Raw genomic sequence first — 17727 nt, forward strand, 5'->3', positions numbered from 1 at the left:
AACGATTGTAAAGATGAAACGAGCATAAAATGATTTCAACCCAGTTCATAATTATCGCAAGTTCCATTACAGCAAAATAAAAAATAAAATAATCGTATGAAAACATTGATTAAAAATCGACTGCCACTCTCTATATTCACACTTGCACTGATACTGAGTGTAGCATCATGTAACGATGCGTTGGATGTAATGCCAAAGGACAGGAAGATTCCTGAAAATTACTTCAGGAATGAGAATGAATTGCAAATGTTCAGCAATAAATTTTACACACAACTTCCGGATGAAGCAGCCATTATAAGGGAGGGGGTGGATCATATTGCAAAGAGCGATATGAGCGACGAACTCAAAGGAACCCGTATTATTCCCGGATCAGGAAGCGGTTGGACATGGACACAATTGCGGGATATCAATACCTTATTGGAATATTCGGTCAATTGTCCCGATCGGGATGTACGAAATAAATATAATGCGGTTGCGCGTTTTTTCAGGGCTTATTTCTATTTCGAAAAAGTGAAACGTTTTGGAGATGTACCATGGTACGACACTCAATTGGCTTCAAACGATCCGGAACTGAAGAAACCCCAAGACTCACGTGAATTTATCATGGCTAAAATGATGGAAGACCTCGATTTTGCCATTCAATATCTTCCCGCTCAAAAAGAATTGTATAAGATTACCAAATGGACTGCACTTTCCTTAAAATCAAGAGTTTGTCTTTTTGAAGGGACATTCAGAAAATATCACGAACTGACGATAGAAGGCGTTGGATACGAATATTATCTGGAACAGGCTGTGAAAGCAAGTGAAGATTTTATCAACCAGAGTGGCTACGGACTTTATAAAGGAGATACTAAAACAGTATACAGAGATTTGTTTGCATCATTGAATGCCCGCGGAGAAGAAATTATCCTGGCAAGGAATTACAATAAGTCGTTAGGCCAGGCTCACAACGCCAACTTTTATACGTTGGGCTCTACTTACGGCAGGCCGGGGCTCACCAAACGGATGGTGAACAGCTATTTAATGACAGATGGATCCCGTTTCACGGATAAAGATGGCTATGAAACTTACAGTTTCGCAGAAGAGACTAAAGATCGCGATCCCCGTTTGTCACAAACCATCAGAACACCGGGATACACACGTATCGGAGGAACGACCTCACTTGCTCCGGATTTGCTAACCAGTGTAACAGGTTATCAACCCATCAAATATGTAATGGAAACTAAATATGACGGACCCAATACCGAGAGCGAATGTGACTTGCCTATCTTCCGGACAGCCGAGGTATATCTGAATCTCGCAGAAGCAAAAGCCGAATTGGGCACACTCACCCAAGGTGATTTGGATAAAACAATAGGCCAACTCAGGGCTCGTGTAGGCATGCCGGCACTGGATATGGCTGAAGCCAATACAAATCCCGACCCTTATCTGATGGATACCAAAACAGGTTACCCGCAGGTAAAAGGGCAGAACCAGGGAGTTATCCTGGAAATAAGGAGAGAACGGACCATCGAACTTATTATGGAAGGATTCCGCTACTACGACATGATGAGATGGAAAGAGGGTAAAACCTTCGAATCTGATTATTACGGAATATATATACCCGGTCTTGGACTCTATGACCTGGATGGCGATGGGAAAGACGATGTATACTTTTACAAAGGATCTCAACCAACCATTCCCGCCGGTGTCCTCGGACGAAAGGTGGACGAAGAAACTTTCCTTTCCAATGGAGAGAGTGGATATATATCTCCCTATGAAAACTTTGTGGCAAAATGGAACGAAGAGAGGGATTATTTATATCCCATACCTACCGACGAAAGACAATTAACGAATGGGAACCTGAAACAAAACCCCGGATGGAATGACGGGTTGGAATTTTAATAACAACATATAAATAAAGTAATGCAATGAGAAATAATATAAGATTCTATATTCTTTCAGCGCTATCAGCACTTGTGTGCTTTAGCGCTTGCGGTAACAGTGACAAAGATATGGATTTCGAAATACCGCCCCATATCAAGAATGTAAAAAAGCCGGAAGGCGCCATCCGGTTAATGACTTATAACGTGCTCCGGTTTGTGTATGACAAGGGTAACCCTTACAACTACCAAACTATTGCCAATATGGTGAACGAAAAAGAAGCTGATGCTGTATGTATCAACGAATTGGATAAAAACACCACCCGGTCAAGAGGCGACTACCAACTCGAGATATTTGCGCAAGCCCTGGGTAATTGGGATTTTGAATTTGGCAGTGCCATGCCTTACTCTGCTGGCGACTATGGAGAAGGGATTGCGACCAAAGAAAAAGCGGTAAGGAAATTTTCAGTCCCCCTTCCTATTGGTGTGGGGGCGGAACCACGCGTATTGGTGGTGATGGAGATGGAAGATTACGTAATTGCTACAACCCATCTGGATCATGTGAGTTCAGTAGCCCAGATCGATCAGGTAAGAACCATTACTACGGCTATAGAGGAGCAGTATAAAGAATCGGACAAGCCGGTCTTCCTGGGAGGCGACCTCAATGCCAAGCCGGATAGTGAAACAATAGCACTTTTCAAAGAAAACTGGATCCTGCTTTCCGGTACACAACCCACATTCCCTTCACATAATCCCAGCAGCTGTATCGATTATATATTTCAATACAACAATGGGGTAAAATGTGAAGTATTACATGCAGAGGTAATAAGATTCCTCAAATCAGGAAATCCGGCAACTGCATCAGACCACTTACCTGTCATTGTAGACGTAAAGATTATAGGAAGGGAATAATAGGTGCGCCTTAATATAAAACAGAAGAATCATATGAACAGAAATACAATATTAAACTTCATCCTTGGTATAGTACTGATCAGTACAATCATAGGCTGTAATGATGATAAGAATATATATGAGACAGGGCAAAAGAAGGTATCACTGATCGCAACGGATGAAGGCAATGAGATAGAAGTCGTTGTGGATCCCGCCAAGCAGAACAGGATCACACTGCAAGCCCAAATAGATCAATCCAGTGCCTTTGGGATTGTTGTTGGCGTAGAGGCCAAATCCAACCTGATAGAGGAGTATAATAAAAAACATCAAACCAATTATCTGGAACTCCCTCCCAGTGCTTATTCCATTGAGGTGGCTGAATTTATATTTCCCAAATATAGTAATGTTTCATCTCACGTAAATATTTCCCTGACTTCTACAGGAATGCAGGATGACATTACTTATTTATTACCCGTACAAATGATTCTGATCAGCGGGGATGAGAATGCCTCGATAGATCCGTCACAAGATGTGATGTACCTTGTGGTATCCAGACTACCACCCCCAAAACTGATCCATCTTGAAGACGTTGAATTGACGACAGAGATAGGACCGGATAAGAAGAACTGGTTTGCCGCTTATGCAACAAACAGCGAAGGAGAGCATACATTTACTATTGAAGAAGCCGCAGAGCAATCGCAGATGATGGATTTTGTGCTTCTGAAACATGGTACAAACCTACGGTTGCATCCATCCATTATAGGATGGCAGCATGGGGGTGATTATATGAGATATGTCCTACCTTATATCAAAGGGTTCGAAAAATTGACGATGACCACCAATATGAATAAGTTGTACACCACATCACTGTTCAATGAGATAAATACTACCGAAGAATTGATCAACAAAATAGCTGAATTGACAAAGACGGATAAATATAATTTCAACGCATCGGACAGGATGACCAGCCACAACTTACAAAGTCAGATAAGCGGAGAGGATCGGGTTCTTATTCAAGGATGGGGTCCGAGAATCGGTCAGAATGAGCAATACTCACTACTGTACATCAAAGAAGTCACTTCTCTCCCCGGAGGAGAATATACAATAAAATTTGACATAAAATATGTCGATCATGATATCAGGAGCGAAGTGGCCAACGTAAGCGGACAAAACGTGGTAATAGACAATCCCGGCTATGATCCATCCAATGAAATTATGGAATACAAAGGGGTTGAACTTACCACGGAAATCGGGACCGGCAAGAAAAACTGGTTCTCTGCCTATGCCGATAAAAACATGGTCGCTTTCACCCAGGAAGAAGCCAAGACAAAATCCCAGATGATGGATTTCACGGTAGTTATTGATAAACCCGATGAGATAAAACTTTACTCGGCCTATATCGGCGTTAAGGATGCCAATTATAAGGATCGTATTGCGCCTTATACCCAAGGTTTCTCCAAGTTAACCTATTTAATGATAGGTGGATGGAGAGAGGGGTCAGCTGACGCGACAAAACCGGAACATTACGATGGTGTGACCGACGTGAATTCCCTCACAAGTTTAATTGATTTTTACAGCAAAACTTATGCATATCCCTGGGGAGCCGATAGAGTGCTTAGCGATAAGTTGGCCAAAAACGCTGTCGGTGTTATTGGCTGGGGACATAAAGTAAAATTCAACAACAGATTTGGAATTTATATTGTACGTGACATTCAACCTACTACAGGAGGGAATTATAAGGTGGTATTGGATATCAAGGTTCCAAAGTCGGACGCAAGAACTCCCAATAATGACAGTACGGTTGCCAACACTGTCAATTAATCAGTTGAATATATGAGAATAAAAGAGGCTGTCCCTTGCGAAACAGCCTCTTTTATGTTTATTGTATGATCTTCGGGAAAGTCATCAGGAATTGTAATCCCCCTTCGGGGCGATTCTTTGCCACTATACTTCCTTTATGGAACAATATGGCGTTCCTGACAATGGAGAGTCCCAACCCCGAACCGCCGGTATTACGAGTCCGTCCTTCATTCACCCTGTAAAAACGCTCAAAGATACGCACCAGGTGCTTTTCATCAACGCCTATACCGGTATCGTAGAACTCAAAGAAATAACTATCCTCATTTTCATTGTAACAACGCACCACAATCTCTATATTTTCGCCACCATAGGAAAGGGAGTTTTCAGTCAGATTCCGGAAGATAGAATAAAGAAGAGTGCGGCTACCGTAAATCACCACGTTGTTATTCACCTCTATTTTGAATGTATTATCTTTCTCCCGGATCTTATCGGACAGATCATTTTTTAGCTCATCCAGCAATTCACTGATGTTCACCTGTTCCAATTCGAACCTGTCGGATGCTTCTTCGATCTTGGTCAGCATACTGATATCCTGTATCAGTTCCGAAAGGCGGATAGTCTGCAAATAAGCCCTGTCGAGAAAACCGCGGATACGTTCCCTGTTATCGCCCTTATCATCATAAAGAGTAAGGATTGTTTCAAGATAACCGCGAATACTGGTAACCGGCGTACGAAGTTCATGTGCGATATTATTGGTCATCTCTTGTTTAAGCAGGCGCGTCTTTTCAGATTTAGTGATATCACTGATATAGAATTCAAAACTCTCATCCTCAAAAATAATAATCCGCACATTAAATTGCCTGCCACTTTTTTCTATCCGTTTAGAAAAAATATTCCCTTCCCTGGGTTTTACATTGAGAAAAGCAACAAATTCCTCAAAAACAGGATTGTCGAAAATCAGTTCAGTCTCCAATGTAGGACTGTCTAATATCATATTCAGGAATTGCAGGAAATGAGAGTTGGCATAAATCTCCCGGCGATCTCTCGAAAAGATAGCAATTCCCTCTTCCGAAAGCTGAAAATGTTGCAGCAGCTTTTCACGCTCTGCGGCCAGTCTTCGTCGGTTTTCCTGCAACAGATTATAATTTTCGACAATATCAGCACTCACTTCCCCTACCTCATCATCGGCAAAAGCAAAATCAGCAGGTATATTTGAGCCGTTCTTCACATTGAGCGAGAATTCCTTTAGCTCCTTCAACGATCTTGAAAACCGGTTGGAAAAATAAAGCATCATCAATATACACAACACGAAAAAGAGGAGAATATAGATGATAAACGAGCTGCCGGAATTGATGAACGATTGCAGTTGTATATTGTATGGCATTGCCAGCCGGATGAAATAACCTTCATTGTATTTTTTAGAGTAATAAAGGTATTTGATATTGTTACTGGTAGATACACGAATATTGGCACCTTCACCAAAACCAATTGACTTCCGGATTTCGGAACGTTGAAGATGATTCTCCATCTGACTAGCATCCAATGAATTATCATAAAGGACTTCTCCTTCCCAACTTATCAGAGTAAGCCGTATATCCGAAGGCATATAGTGCAATAATTGACTGATCTGTGCAGGCTCTTTTCCCGGGTCGATATTATTGACATGTATATATCGATGTATAATATCGGCATTATTCTCGAGTGTCCTTTCCAGATTGTGCGTACGCTCATTTTTGAATTGTTGCTGCTCAAACAAAATGATTCCTGCAGTAAAAAGGGCAATAATTACTGTGAATATGAGCACAATACGTGTTTTAAAAGATATTTTCCGTCGCATTTTTTCCAGAGATTTTATTTTTTGCATTCACCTCTCCACTTTTTCACTCAAATACCGGAGTCGATATTCAAATAATAGCCGAAGCCGGAACGGTTCACAATAATAGAGCCATAATCTCCCAACTTTTTTCTCAAACGGGTGATATGCACATCAACTGTACGATCGAGAACAAACTCATTCATCCCCCATACATTGTTCAGTATTTCCTCACGGGTAAGGACACTGGGTGAAGTCCGTGCCAACAGTGAAAGTATTTCAAATTCTTTTTTCGTGAGAGCCACCTCGTTACCCCCGATAGTCACGCGGGTACCGGACAGATCAATATTCAATTCTTTATATTTCCAGTTTGTTTCCACAGGTTCTGCCGGAGGAACTGTGGAGAGTGAGACACGTTTGAGCAATGCTTTGACACGTACAAGCACTTCTTTTACAGAGAACGGTTTGGCAATATAATCATCTCCTCCTAATGAAAAACCTGTCAGCATATCATTTTCCCTGTTTTTGGCGGTAAGGAAAATGATGGGTACAAAGTTCCCCGATTCACGTAATTTTCCGGCCACTTTAAACCCGGATATGCCTCCCATCATCACATCGAGTATGATAAGCCGGTGTATATCGGTAATCATCTTCAGAGCCTCCTCTCCCGAATTAGCCACATCTACGATATATCCTTCGCTCTCCAGATTGAATTGCAGGATATCACAAATATCTTTTTCGTCATCGACCACAAGGATCCTTGCCTTCATTTCTTTCATCCTATTCACCTCCCGACTTTCCTCCGTTAGCCGTCTTTTTTGACTCCTTCACATGACGTATGTCTCTCCCTTCAATCACATAGACCGCCGATTCGGCTATGTCAACCGCCTTATCACCAATTCGTTCCAGATAATAAGATATACTATTCAGATTCATAATATTGACCAGTGACTGTGTACTTTGTACTTCGTTGTGAAAATCTTCCGCCAGCCTACGTTCAATTTTTTTTTCCAGTTTATCTACTTTGTCATCCATCTGTATTGTGTCATAAGCCATTTCGTTACTTACGCCGGTAAAGGCGAAAAGAGCATTCTTCATCATCTTGTCGGTTTGCACAAACATCTTATCGATCGGCTTTTTATATTTTTCAAAACCTGTCAGTGAGAAGTCAATTTCTTCCAATGCAAAAGCGATATTTTCGATCAGGTCACCCACCCGTTCCATCGATATAGTCATATCATGATAGGCCATCAACCGGCGCAGGTCGGAGGCACGGGGTGTAAAAAGCATGATTGCGTTAATCACCTTTTCCTTGATAGTCACATCCAACGAATTGATAATCTTCTCATTCCGGTTCAATTGAGGGATAATTTCCTTATTCCGGTTATCGTGTACCAGATCTGATGCCAATTTTATTTGCGTCAATACCATTTCAGAGATCAATTGAAAATCGCCATGCAACTGATCTATGTAGTTATCTTTTATCCCCTTCACATAGGGGGCATCGCCCTTTTCATTCCCGCTATTCATCGTTTTTCTTGTTTATATTAATACATAGAAACAGGATAATCACCGACCTTCCCACGGCAAAAATAATTGTTTTTATTTATCCTGGCACAACAACGGCGCCTAACGTTAGTCATTTTCCTGTTTTATTATCCAAATACACCCGTCAGGTATTCTTCAGTACGTTTATTCCTGGGCTTGGTAAACATCTGCGTCGTATTTCCATGTTCCACCAACTCCCCCAAGTACATGAACATGGATTTGTCTGATATACGCGCAGCCTGTGACATATTATGCGTCACTATAATAATGGTGAAATCTTTTTGCAATTGTAATAACAATTCTTCAATCTTGTTCGTCGAGATCGGATCGAGTGCCGAAGTAGGTTCGTCCATCAACAACACTTCCGGATTCAATGCAAGTGCACGGGCTATACAAAGTCGTTGTTGCTGTCCTCCGGAGAGGAACGATCCCCTTTTAGTCATTACATCCTTCACCTCGCCCCACAATCCTACACTCTGCAGGCTCTGTGCTACAATTTCTTCTTTCTCACTCTTTTTTAATCGGATTCCGTTGAGTGTGTAACCTGCCAGCACGTTATCATAAATACTCATCGTAGGAAAAGGGTTGGGCTGTTGAAATACCATACCGGCCATACGGCGTACTTCCATCGGATCCATTGCCAATATATTCCTTCCTTTTAAAAAGATCTCGCCGGTAGTCTTAATATGGGGATAGAGATCATGCATACGGTTGATGGCACGTAAGAGTGTACTTTTTCCGCACCCCGACGGTCCCATGATCGCTGTAATCGTATTGGGATAAATATCGGCAGTTACTCTGTTCACCGCAAAACTACCGGGAGAATAGGAAACCGATACCTCCTTCAATTGAAGGACAGGATTTTCCTTGCTTATATTATTTATATTTTCCATTTGCGTGCTACAATTTTGGCGATCCAGTTTAACAGGAATATAACGATTAATAAGAGGAGTGATGACGACCAAATCAGATCTACCAGGTTGGGATCATTATAGAAATCCCAGATCAGCAGAGGAACAGCGCTGGTAGGTTCCATCACTTTCCAGTTCACAACGGATGCACCGAGGGCAGTCAGCATCAACGGTGCAGTCTCTCCCATCACGCGCGATACAGCAAGAAGTATCCCTGTAAAGATCCCCCCGAATCCGGAAGGAATCAATATCCTGAATACCACATTCGTATAAGAAGAGCCCAAAGCAAGTCCCGCCTCTTTATAAGCCGGGGGTAACATTTTCAAGGTCTCTTCGGTAGAGCGTACAATCATGGGTAACATCATAATAGTGAGTGCCACGCTACCCGCCAAGGCCGAATAACCTCCTAATGGTTTCACAATCCACGCATAAGCGATAATACCAATCACGATGGAGGGCATTCCCTGTAACAGGTCGGTCAGATAACTCACTACCGCTGCAAGCTTTTTTCCCCGGTTATCGGCAAGATAAATCCCAATGAACAGGCCCAAAAATACAGAGAAGAGAATGGCCATACCCACAATTAGTATCGTTCCTGTGATTCCGTTCAATATTCCACCGGGAATAGGCTCTCCGTTCATCTTTGCCAGCATGGCGTCCATTGATGAAGGGGTTACCTCGGTAAAAAGGCGGAGGTTGAAATTCTTATATCCTTTTGAGGCAACCTCCCATAGGATAAAGAACAAGGGAAACATAGCTATCAATGAAAAGAGGCAAACCAGCACAAAGGCTATTTTATCTTTTCCTTTCCGCCATCCCATGTATGTTGTTTTATTTCGACTCATACCCTTGCTAATTTTTTCATTACCATCTTAGCTACCAAATTGATAAGTGCTGTAATGATAAACAGCAGCAGGCCGATAGCGATCAGTGCACTGAGTTTCAAACCATCAGCTTCACCAAATTGGTTGGCAATCACGCTCGCCATGGTATTTCCCGTATCACGTAAGCCTTGTGGTATCTTGTTGGTATTCCCGATCAACATAGTCACCGCCATGGTTTCGCCCAATGCACGTCCTAATGCCAAAATGAATGAGGCCAGTATCCCTGATGCCGCCGTGGGCAGGTTAATATGTCGTACCACCTCTAAACGTGTGGCGCCAAGACTATAAGCCCCCTCTTTCAGTTTGTTGGGAACCATAGACAAGAATTCGGTACTCAACGACGAAGCATAAGGAATAATCATAATAGCCAGTACGACTGAAGAAAGAAAAATCCCAAAACCCTGCGCATTTATCCCCATTTCAATAATGATAGGGCGAACCGTATAGAACCCCCACAAACCATACACAATGGAAGGAATACCGGCCAACAAATCGACAATGGAACGGACGAAGGAAGATAGTTTACTACCTCTGAAGTATTCACCATTCAACAGTGCCACTGACAATGCGAAAGGGATACAAAGCAAAAGGGAAAAGAATGCCGTATAAAACGTTCCCATAATAAAAGAGAATGCTCCATACTCTTCCGTGACCGGACGGGGATCCCATTCCGCATTCGCCACAAATCCCCAGATGCCATATTCTCCGAATACTTCCAAAGAACGGTTCACCAGTGCGTAAATAATCCCTGCCGATAAAAACAGGATCGCCAATGCCGCTGCAAATAATAGTATCCGGAATATTTTATCTTTCACAAACTATAAATTACAAATTACTAATCATCTGTTAACCAAGCATCCAATCTGATCCATTGTCATATTGACATTACTTGACCCTACTTATCGAGATTAATTACATTGGTACATTAATTACTTCCTCCCCGTAATGAATCTCCTCCATCAACTTTCTTGTCTTTTCCACCGCCTGTATCGAAAGCGGCGCATAATTTATTTGTACAGCCACTTTTTGTCCTTCGTCGCTGATTATATAATCCAGAAGACTCACAAGTGCTTCCGCCTCTTTTTTAGTTCGGTTTCCATATTGCTGATCTTTATACACAAGAATCCAGGTAAATAGGCTGATAGGATAAGCACCGGGATCATCTGAGTCGGTAATAGTAGCCCGTATATCATCGGGTAGCTCTACATTCGCAGCAGCAGAAATAGTTTCAAGGGTAGCATCCACATAGTTCCCCACCCTATTTTTAAGCTTAGCTACCGGAAGTTTCAGCGTAAGCGCATATTCAGAGCCGATATATCCGATGGCACCTTCAGTCTGCTGTACAATACCCGCCACACCGGGATTTCCTTTTGCCGCGATACCCGCTTCCCATTTCAAAGCTTTTCCCTTTCCCATGATGGTGTTCCATTCAGGGCTTACTATCGACAGGTATTCTGAAAAGTTATAAGTAGTACCGCTGCCGTCGGATCGATACACCGGTGTGATATCCAAGTCGGGGAATGACACGCCCGGATTCACGGCTTTTAGTCTGGAGTCATTCCATTTCCTGATTTTCCCCAGATAGATATCGGCGATAAGAGGTCCCGTGAGTCGGAGGCTATCCACCCCTTCGAGCGTATATGCCATTACCACCGCGCCCATGCAAGTAGGTATATGAATCACTTCCCCACTCATTGATGCGATTTCTTTGTTATTCAGGAAGGCGTCACTTGCACCGAAGTCAACCGAACGGTCACGTAAGCTGCGGATTCCCCCACCACTACCAATGGCTCCATAATTGACTGTCACCTTGCCATTCAAACGCATATAATCCCGAAAAACTATATTATAAAAAGGATAGGGAAAAGTGGCACCGGCACCGGACAAGGTGGCTTCTGAACTACCGCTATGAACATGGGCAGAATTGTTGTTACAAGATATGAGTAAAACGACAAGAAGTATAAACAGATATATTCGTTGCATCAATAAATGAATTATCTTGTTCGGATATTTGACACAAATGTACGATAGCAATGTTACAATGCGGTTACAAAAATGTTACATATTTGTTAAGTCTGACATCTTACCTTGGCTTGCCTATAATCCGATAAAACGTAAGGCGCTGTATGATCTCAATACTGTTAATTTGAACTCAGCCTTCGATGGTAGCTGAATTTTCGATTGATTGAACTGTTTTCTTTACAATTTTTTCGTACTTTTGTAGTGAAAGTGCGACATGAGTATCTTTTGCCGCTTTTCTGTGTAGCTTAGGAAACCACATAAAAAACAAAGAAGAATGAAAGATTATAAAGAACAGGATGCTCTTGTCCTCTTTTCCGGTGGTCAGGACTCCACTACATGCCTCTATTGGGCAAAACAACACTTCAGGAACACTTTTGCGCTTTGCTTTACTTACGGACAACGTCACTCCCAGGAAGTAGAGAATGCGCGCCGGATTGCAGATATGTCCGACACTCCTTTTCAGGTATTGGACGCAAGCATTATCTCCCGATTAGCCCCCAACTCGCTTACCGATTTCACGGTACAAATGGATGAAGAGAAGCCGGCTGATTCTTATCCCAACACCTTTGTGCCGGGTCGGAACCTGCTATTCCTCACTTTTGCCGCTACAATAGCCTATGCAAAAGGGATCCGACATCTGGTGACCGGCGTTTCAGAAGCCGATTATAGTGGTTATCCCGATTGCCGGGATACTTTTATCCGATCTGCCAACGCCACTCTTAACCTCGCCATGGATAAACAGTTTGTAATCCATACGCCGCTTATGTGGCGTAATAAAAAGGAAGTATGGCATCTGGCTGATGAACTGGGCGTATTTGATATGGTAAAAAATGAAACCCTCACCTGCTATAACGGTGTATTGGCCGAGGGTTGCGGTCACTGCCCGGCCTGCCGACTAAGGAATAAAGGTCTACAGGACTATCTTGTGGAACGAGGAAACAAATTATAAAATCTCTCAAAAACAAAAAAACGGTATGCAGTACGAAGGATTGAGCCATCTGGGTGGCAAAACAGAATACAGGCAGGATTATGCGCCGGAGGTGCTGGAAGCGTTCGAGAACAAGCATCCCGGAAATGACTATTGGGTTACATTCGATTGTCCCGAATTCACCAGCCTCTGCCCTATCACGGGACAACCCGATTTTGCCACTATCCGCATCGATTATATTCCCGATGTGAAGATGGTCGAAAGCAAAAGCCTCAAACTCTATCTTTTCAGTTTCCGTAATCACGGTGCATTTCATGAAGATTGTGTAAATATTATCCTGAAAGACCTAATCCGGCTTATGGATCCCAAATATATTGAAGTGACCGGTATATTCACTCCGCGTGGTGGCATCAGTATCTACCCCTATGCCAATTACGGACGTAAGGGTACGAGATTTGAAAAACTGGCCGAAGAACGGCTTTTTAATTATTCGTTTCCGGCTCGTAATACCGTACCCAGTCGATAAACAGATCCACCGGTAACTCTTCCGCATTGACCTCTTTGTTCAGCCTGACACCGATAAAAAGATCGAGATCCAGGTCATTGAATGGGAACTGCCCCGGTATATCGGTCAATATGCGGGGATATTTTTTTGTACGGTTATTATCGACAAAGAATACGACACTGTCGGGATAGGTCTCTACACCATAAATATGGTATTGATTCGGATTTATTCCGACTAATGCGCTGGAAGGAGGGTTATCAGGCATTCCCTGGGTAGTGGTGTATTCCGAAGTAACCGATTGATAAATAAACTCATCATATCCATACCGTTCCATAATTTCAATGGAAATATTTTCGGTAATATCTGAAGGCAGCAAGGTAATAAATGGCACTGCTCCCGTAACCGGATTCATGCGAGCCCTTACCTCAATCCTGTTCACACTGTTTCGTTTTACCCCTTCCCGGGTAATTCCTCCTGTAAGGAAAGGTACTTCCGCATTTTCTCCCACATTTTCTACCCCCCTGAGTACAAGTAGTCCATCTTCCAAAACATAAAGCGCATCGTTATTGCTCATGTATTTATTCATGATTTGTTTCGTCCGTGAAATTTTCGACCAGTGAGCCAATCCGGCCCCCTTGTCAAAATTGTCTTCCCATGTTAATGTCCATCCTTTTCTGAATTTTTCCTGACCATCATTTTTTTGTCCTCCACAAGAGGCCAACCCGACCGCAAGTACAAAGACCATTCCCAAGATTGTGTTATTTTTCCGCATACAATTATTATCTCTTATCCTTTTTAATTGAAAGATGCAAAATTAGGCATAATCCTTTTCATATGACTTACAACGCCGTGATATAAATGTTAATCATTCGAAAAGTCAGTGAGAAGCGCTGCTCTTTCTCCACTTTCATCGGTTTCATACAATCATTACTACTCGTCCCGATTTATCGGGATCAATAAATCATCACATCAACCATTTTTTTTACTACCTTTGCCCCTATCGTGTTAAAGGAAAAAAGATTTATACAAGGTTACACTCAACACAAATAAATATGCCTCAGATATCACAACGGGGGATTGATATGCCCCCCTCACCCATACGAAAGCTGGCTCCGCTTTCTGATTCGGCCAAAGCAGAGGGAATCAAGGTTTACCATCTGAATATCGGCCAGCCCGATCTTCCTTCTCCCGCATCTGCCATTGAGGCCATCCGGCACATCGACCGTATCACATTGGAATATAGTCCCAGCGATGGTTACCGTTTTTACAGAAAAAATCTGGTGGGATATTACAAGCAGTTTGATATTGATCTTGCTCCCGAAGAGATTATAATAACCGCAGGCGGATCAGAAGCAGTGCTCTATGCCTTTATGGCCTGCCTTAACCCTGATGACGAGATTATCGTTCCTGAACCGGCTTATGCCAATTACATGGCTTTTGCCATCTCTGCCGGAGCGATTATCCGCACGATCCCCTCTACCATGGAATCGGGGTTTGCTCTCCCGCCGGTTGAAGAGTTTGAAAAGTTAATCAACGAGCGTACCAAAGGAATACTTATCTGTAACCCCAACAACCCCACCGGCTATGTCTATACCCCCCGGGAGATGGAACAGATCAGGCAACTGGTGAAGAAACATGACCTTTATCTTTTTTCCGATGAGGTATACAGAGAATTTATATACAACGACACGCCATATATATCGGCCTGTCACCTGAAAGAAGTAGAAGAGAATGTGGTGCTGATCGATTCGGTTTCCAAACGGTACAGCGAATGTGGTATTCGTATTGGAGCGCTTATCACCAAAAACCGCAAAGTACACGATACCGTTATGAAGTTTTGCCAGGCCCGTTTAAGCCCTCCGCTTATAGGACAGATCGCCGCCAATGCTTCATTACAGGAAAACGGTGATTACACGCAACGCAATTTCGAGGAGTATAAGAGTCGCCGCGATTTCCTGATAGAACGGCTGAATAAAATTCCGGGGGTTTATTCGCCCATGCCGCAGGGTGCTTTTTATACGCTGGCGAGGCTTCCCCTTGAAGATGCCGATGCTTTCTGTTCGTGGTGTCTCTCCGATTTTCGATATGAGGGACAAACCGTTTTCATGGCGCCTGCCTCCGGCTTTTACGTTACTCCCGGTCTGGGCAGGAATGAAGTCCGTATTGCCTATGTGCTCAATAAAGACGATTTAAACAATGCGCTCACCGTGCTTGAAAAAGCACTGGAAGCATATCCATATACTAACAGAACATGAATGCGGAGCTCTTTATAGCGAGGCGAATTTATAAAGGCGATAAGAAGAACGACAAACAGGTTTCACCACCTGCCATCAAGATAGCCATTGCCGGCATCGCGCTGGGGTTGGCTGTAATGATTGTGGCAGTATGTATCATCGTTGGCTTTAAGAAGGAAGTACGGGCCAAAGTGGTTGGTTTCGGTTCACATATCCAAATTACAGCGTTCGAGAGCAGCTCTTCTTATGAACATACGCCCATTTCCTTTTCCGATACCCTTGCCAATAAATTAAAAGCCAACTCCGATATCCTTCACTTCCAGGAATTCATCACCAAACCTTCTATTATCAAAACGGATGATGATTTTATGGGTGTGGTATTAAAAGGAGTATCAGAAGAGTATAATTGGGATTTTTTCAGGAAAAACCTGACAGAAGGAACCATTATTCATCCCGATGATACCACTGCCGGCAATCAAGCCATCATCTCGAACGTAATTGCCGACAAACTCCGACTGAAGACCGGCGACAGTTTTACCTGTTATTTTGTGCAGGAACCCGTGCGTGCCCGCCGTTTTCATATCAGTGGTATCTACAGTACCAATTTTGAGGATTACGATAAGCTCTATATAATCGTGGAAAAAAAAGTACTTGCCAACCTCAACGGCTGGGAGAGCGATATGGTGAGCGGGATTGAAGTACTGGTACACGATTATGATAATCTTGACCGTGTAGCACAGGATCTTTTCTTCGATATGTCATCCTACAAAGACCGCTTTGGTAATTCTCTTTATACCCGTTCTATCAAGGATATCAATCCCATGATCTTCAACTGGCTCAATCTGCTCGATATGAATGTGTGGGTCATTATTATCCTTATGTTGGTGGTATCGGGCTTCACAATGATTTCCGGGCTGCTTATCATTATTCTGGAACGGACCAATATGATTGGTATGCTCAAGTCGATGGGTGCAAGAGATTTTAGTATCCGTAAGGTCTTCTTGTATCTTTCCGCTTTCCTGATCGGACAAGGAATGTTATGGGGTAATATTATCGCATTGATTTTCTGTTTAATTCAAGAGCAATTTCAACTGCTCACCCTTGACCCAGCCACCTATTACCTATCCGCCGTGCCAATCGATCTTAATCCCCTCTATATTATTCTTCTTAATATCGGAACACTTATTGTTTCTTTATTGATGATGATCGGTCCCTCCTATCTGGTTGCCAGGATTACCCCCGCCAAGTCCATCCGGTTTGAATAAATAGAATCTTGCCGGCAATTCCAAATATCCAGCAAACTTTCATTATCTTTGAAGCCAAATATTTAGTGAATAATGAGTTTTAATTGGATAATCCTGATTATCGGGGGCTTATTTGAATCGATTTTTGCGATGAGTCTGGGAAAAATGCAACAGGCGTCAGACAAAGAGATATGGTCATGGCTCGTCATATTTCTTGCCAGTGTGAGCCTGAGTATGTTCCTGCTGTTCAAATCGATGGGTGGCACACACCCTATCCCGACGGGAACTGCATATGCTGTCTGGGCCGGTATTGGTGCCGTGGGAACGGTCGTTCTGGGCATTTTGGTATTCAGGGAACCGGCCAATTTCTGGAGGATCTTTTTTCTCAGTACACTGATTATCTCCATCGTGGGGCTACAATTCACATCCACGCATCATTAAAACTAAATCTCTCCCATCTCCCAATTTCAAAGTCTCCCATCTCCTTATCCCCCGTCTCAAAGTCCCGCTCCAGTATTAACATAGAGTCTATTGTTCACAACCTGTTGATAAGTTGTTCATAAAAACGACCAAAAATATTTGCAATTTATTTGGCCGGTATGTTATATTTGCAAAACAACATTGAGAGATAAAGTACGAATTCGTACACAAGACATACATAGGAGTTCATTGACATTTTGTACACAACGGGAAGAGTTTCATTCAGGAGATCGGCAAATCCGTTTGTTTTTCTCTTTGTTCATAACGTGTGAGACATTCAATGTTTCTATCGGATGAACCTGAAGTTTTTCGTTACGCGATCCCCTTGATAGCAGTTTAATCTGTATATTTAAGGAAATGATTGCAAAATAGCGACCGACTCAGACGGATGATTCCTCTTCAGGCATAGGCAGAATTTGTGACTACTTTTGTATTCTATTTTGGTTAAGGTAAACCTTCACAGGCAAGCCGGAAATACCGAAGCAAATACAAGAGTTTGTAAATTCAGGGAATAGGAATTAAATCCGGTCTCAAGTATTGATTTTTACTACATCGTCCTTCTCCAAACCGGAAAAGTATCGATGGTAAAAAATTGAAGGGTTGAA

At 42.7% G+C, this 17727-nt stretch carries 16 protein-coding genes; 8 read left to right on the top strand and 8 right to left on the bottom strand.

Going from position 1 to position 17727, the window contains the following annotated elements; translation table 11 throughout:
- Positions 1-96 precede the first annotated feature (96 nt).
- The 3 genes from B4G81_RS12635 to B4G81_RS12645 are packed head-to-tail and all read left to right on the top strand — an operon-like array spanning position 97 to position 4574.
- Positions 97-1884, top strand: a complete 1788-nt coding sequence (locus B4G81_RS12635) for a RagB/SusD family nutrient uptake outer membrane protein (RefSeq protein ID WP_294083056.1) — start codon at positions 97-99, stop codon at positions 1882-1884.
- Between the two features lie 26 nt (positions 1885-1910).
- Positions 1911-2774 (top strand): endonuclease/exonuclease/phosphatase family protein, encoded by an 864-nt coding sequence (locus tag B4G81_RS12640; protein WP_294083058.1) that lies wholly within the window; start codon positions 1911-1913, stop codon positions 2772-2774.
- Positions 2775-2807: 33 nt separating this feature from the next.
- Positions 2808-4574, top strand: a complete 1767-nt coding sequence (locus tag B4G81_RS12645) for a DUF1735 domain-containing protein (protein ID WP_294083060.1) — start codon at positions 2808-2810, stop codon at positions 4572-4574.
- A gap of 58 nt (positions 4575-4632) precedes the next feature.
- On the opposite strand, the gene B4G81_RS12650 is transcribed toward B4G81_RS12645, so the two are convergent.
- From B4G81_RS12650 to pstS, 7 genes are all read right to left on the bottom strand, one after another.
- On the bottom strand, positions 4633-6417 hold the full coding sequence (locus tag B4G81_RS12650) for a sensor histidine kinase (RefSeq protein ID WP_294083063.1): 1785 nt from the start codon (positions 6415-6417) through the stop codon (positions 4633-4635).
- Positions 6418-6437: 20 nt separating this feature from the next.
- Positions 6438-7136, bottom strand: a complete 699-nt coding sequence (locus B4G81_RS12655; protein ID WP_294083064.1) for a response regulator transcription factor — start codon at positions 7134-7136, stop codon at positions 6438-6440.
- 10 nt (positions 7137-7146) lie between these two features.
- On the bottom strand, positions 7147-7896 hold the full coding sequence (locus tag B4G81_RS12660; protein WP_294083066.1) for a phosphate signaling complex PhoU family protein: 750 nt from the start codon (positions 7894-7896) through the stop codon (positions 7147-7149).
- 125 nt (positions 7897-8021) lie between these two features.
- Positions 8022-8807: a phosphate ABC transporter ATP-binding protein PstB gene (gene pstB / locus B4G81_RS12665; protein ID WP_294083068.1), complete on the bottom strand. Its 786-nt coding sequence runs from the start codon at positions 8805-8807 to the stop codon at positions 8022-8024.
- On the bottom strand, positions 8795-9670 hold the full coding sequence (pstA, locus tag B4G81_RS12670) for a phosphate ABC transporter permease PstA (protein WP_294083070.1): 876 nt from the start codon (positions 9668-9670) through the stop codon (positions 8795-8797). The genes pstB and pstA overlap by 13 nt, the downstream gene beginning before the upstream one ends.
- On the bottom strand, positions 9667-10524 hold the full coding sequence (gene pstC / locus B4G81_RS12675) for a phosphate ABC transporter permease subunit PstC (protein ID WP_294083072.1): 858 nt from the start codon (positions 10522-10524) through the stop codon (positions 9667-9669). Before pstC ends, pstA begins: the two co-directional genes overlap by 4 nt.
- Before the next feature lie 97 nt (positions 10525-10621).
- Complete coding sequence (gene pstS / locus B4G81_RS12680) at positions 10622-11692, bottom strand: phosphate ABC transporter substrate-binding protein PstS (protein ID WP_294083075.1); 1071 nt, start codon at positions 11690-11692, stop codon at positions 10622-10624.
- 313 nt (positions 11693-12005) lie between these two features.
- On the opposite strand from pstS, the gene queC reads away from it, so the two are divergent.
- Together queC and queF are read left to right on the top strand one after the other, a co-directional pair.
- Entirely contained in the window at positions 12006-12680 is a 675-nt protein-coding gene (gene queC / locus B4G81_RS12685) for a 7-cyano-7-deazaguanine synthase QueC (protein WP_294083077.1), read from the top strand.
- A gap of 25 nt (positions 12681-12705) precedes the next feature.
- Entirely contained in the window at positions 12706-13185 is a 480-nt protein-coding gene (queF, locus tag B4G81_RS12690; RefSeq protein WP_294083079.1) for a preQ(1) synthase, read from the top strand.
- Here the strand turns inward: queF and B4G81_RS12695 are convergent.
- Positions 13142-13909, bottom strand: a complete 768-nt coding sequence (locus B4G81_RS12695; protein WP_294083081.1) for a glycoside hydrolase family 16 protein — start codon at positions 13907-13909, stop codon at positions 13142-13144. The genes queF and B4G81_RS12695 overlap by 44 nt on opposite strands.
- 307 nt (positions 13910-14216) lie before the next feature.
- Between B4G81_RS12695 and B4G81_RS12700 the strand changes: the two genes are divergently transcribed.
- From B4G81_RS12700 to B4G81_RS12710, 3 genes are all read left to right on the top strand, one after another.
- On the top strand, positions 14217-15419 hold the full coding sequence (locus B4G81_RS12700; RefSeq protein ID WP_294083083.1) for a pyridoxal phosphate-dependent aminotransferase: 1203 nt from the start codon (positions 14217-14219) through the stop codon (positions 15417-15419).
- Positions 15416-16663 carry an ABC transporter permease gene (locus B4G81_RS12705; RefSeq protein ID WP_294083085.1) on the top strand — a complete coding sequence of 416 codons (1248 nt, stop codon included), beginning with the start codon at positions 15416-15418 and terminating at the stop codon, positions 16661-16663. The genes B4G81_RS12700 and B4G81_RS12705 overlap by 4 nt, the downstream gene beginning before the upstream one ends.
- A gap of 72 nt (positions 16664-16735) precedes the next feature.
- Positions 16736-17083 (top strand): DMT family transporter, encoded by a 348-nt coding sequence (locus tag B4G81_RS12710; protein ID WP_294083087.1) that lies wholly within the window; start codon positions 16736-16738, stop codon positions 17081-17083.
- Positions 17084-17727 lie beyond the last annotated feature (644 nt).

It is taken from the genome of Proteiniphilum sp. UBA5384 (assembly GCF_002410825.1).
In the GTDB taxonomy this organism is placed as follows: domain Bacteria; phylum Bacteroidota; class Bacteroidia; order Bacteroidales; family Dysgonomonadaceae; genus Proteiniphilum.

Coding starts and splice junctions, on each gene's coding strand:
- B4G81_RS12635 (WP_294083056.1), top strand. CDS start 97: ATGAAAACATTGATTAAAAATCGACTGCCACTCTCTATATTCACACTT.
- B4G81_RS12640 (WP_294083058.1), top strand. CDS start 1,911: ATGAGAAATAATATAAGATTCTATATTCTTTCAGCGCTATCAGCACTT.
- B4G81_RS12645 (WP_294083060.1), top strand. CDS start 2,808: ATGAACAGAAATACAATATTAAACTTCATCCTTGGTATAGTACTGATC.
- B4G81_RS12650 (WP_294083063.1), bottom strand. CDS start 6,417: ATGCAAAAAATAAAATCTCTGGAAAAAATGCGACGGAAAATATCTTTT.
- B4G81_RS12655 (WP_294083064.1), bottom strand. CDS start 7,136: ATGAAGGCAAGGATCCTTGTGGTCGATGACGAAAAAGATATTTGTGAT.
- B4G81_RS12660 (WP_294083066.1), bottom strand. CDS start 7,896: ATGAATAGCGGGAATGAAAAGGGCGATGCCCCCTATGTGAAGGGGATA.
- pstB (WP_294083068.1), bottom strand. CDS start 8,807: ATGGAAAATATAAATAATATAAGCAAGGAAAATCCTGTCCTTCAATTG.
- pstA (WP_294083070.1), bottom strand. CDS start 9,670: ATGAGTCGAAATAAAACAACATACATGGGATGGCGGAAAGGAAAAGAT.
- pstS (WP_294083075.1), bottom strand. CDS start 11,692: ATGCAACGAATATATCTGTTTATACTTCTTGTCGTTTTACTCATATCT.
- queC (WP_294083077.1), top strand. CDS start 12,006: ATGAAAGATTATAAAGAACAGGATGCTCTTGTCCTCTTTTCCGGTGGT.
- queF (WP_294083079.1), top strand. CDS start 12,706: ATGCAGTACGAAGGATTGAGCCATCTGGGTGGCAAAACAGAATACAGG.
- B4G81_RS12695 (WP_294083081.1), bottom strand. CDS start 13,909: ATGGTCTTTGTACTTGCGGTCGGGTTGGCCTCTTGTGGAGGACAAAAA.
- B4G81_RS12700 (WP_294083083.1), top strand. CDS start 14,217: ATGCCTCAGATATCACAACGGGGGATTGATATGCCCCCCTCACCCATA.
- B4G81_RS12705 (WP_294083085.1), top strand. CDS start 15,416: ATGAATGCGGAGCTCTTTATAGCGAGGCGAATTTATAAAGGCGATAAG.
- B4G81_RS12710 (WP_294083087.1), top strand. CDS start 16,736: ATGAGTTTTAATTGGATAATCCTGATTATCGGGGGCTTATTTGAATCG.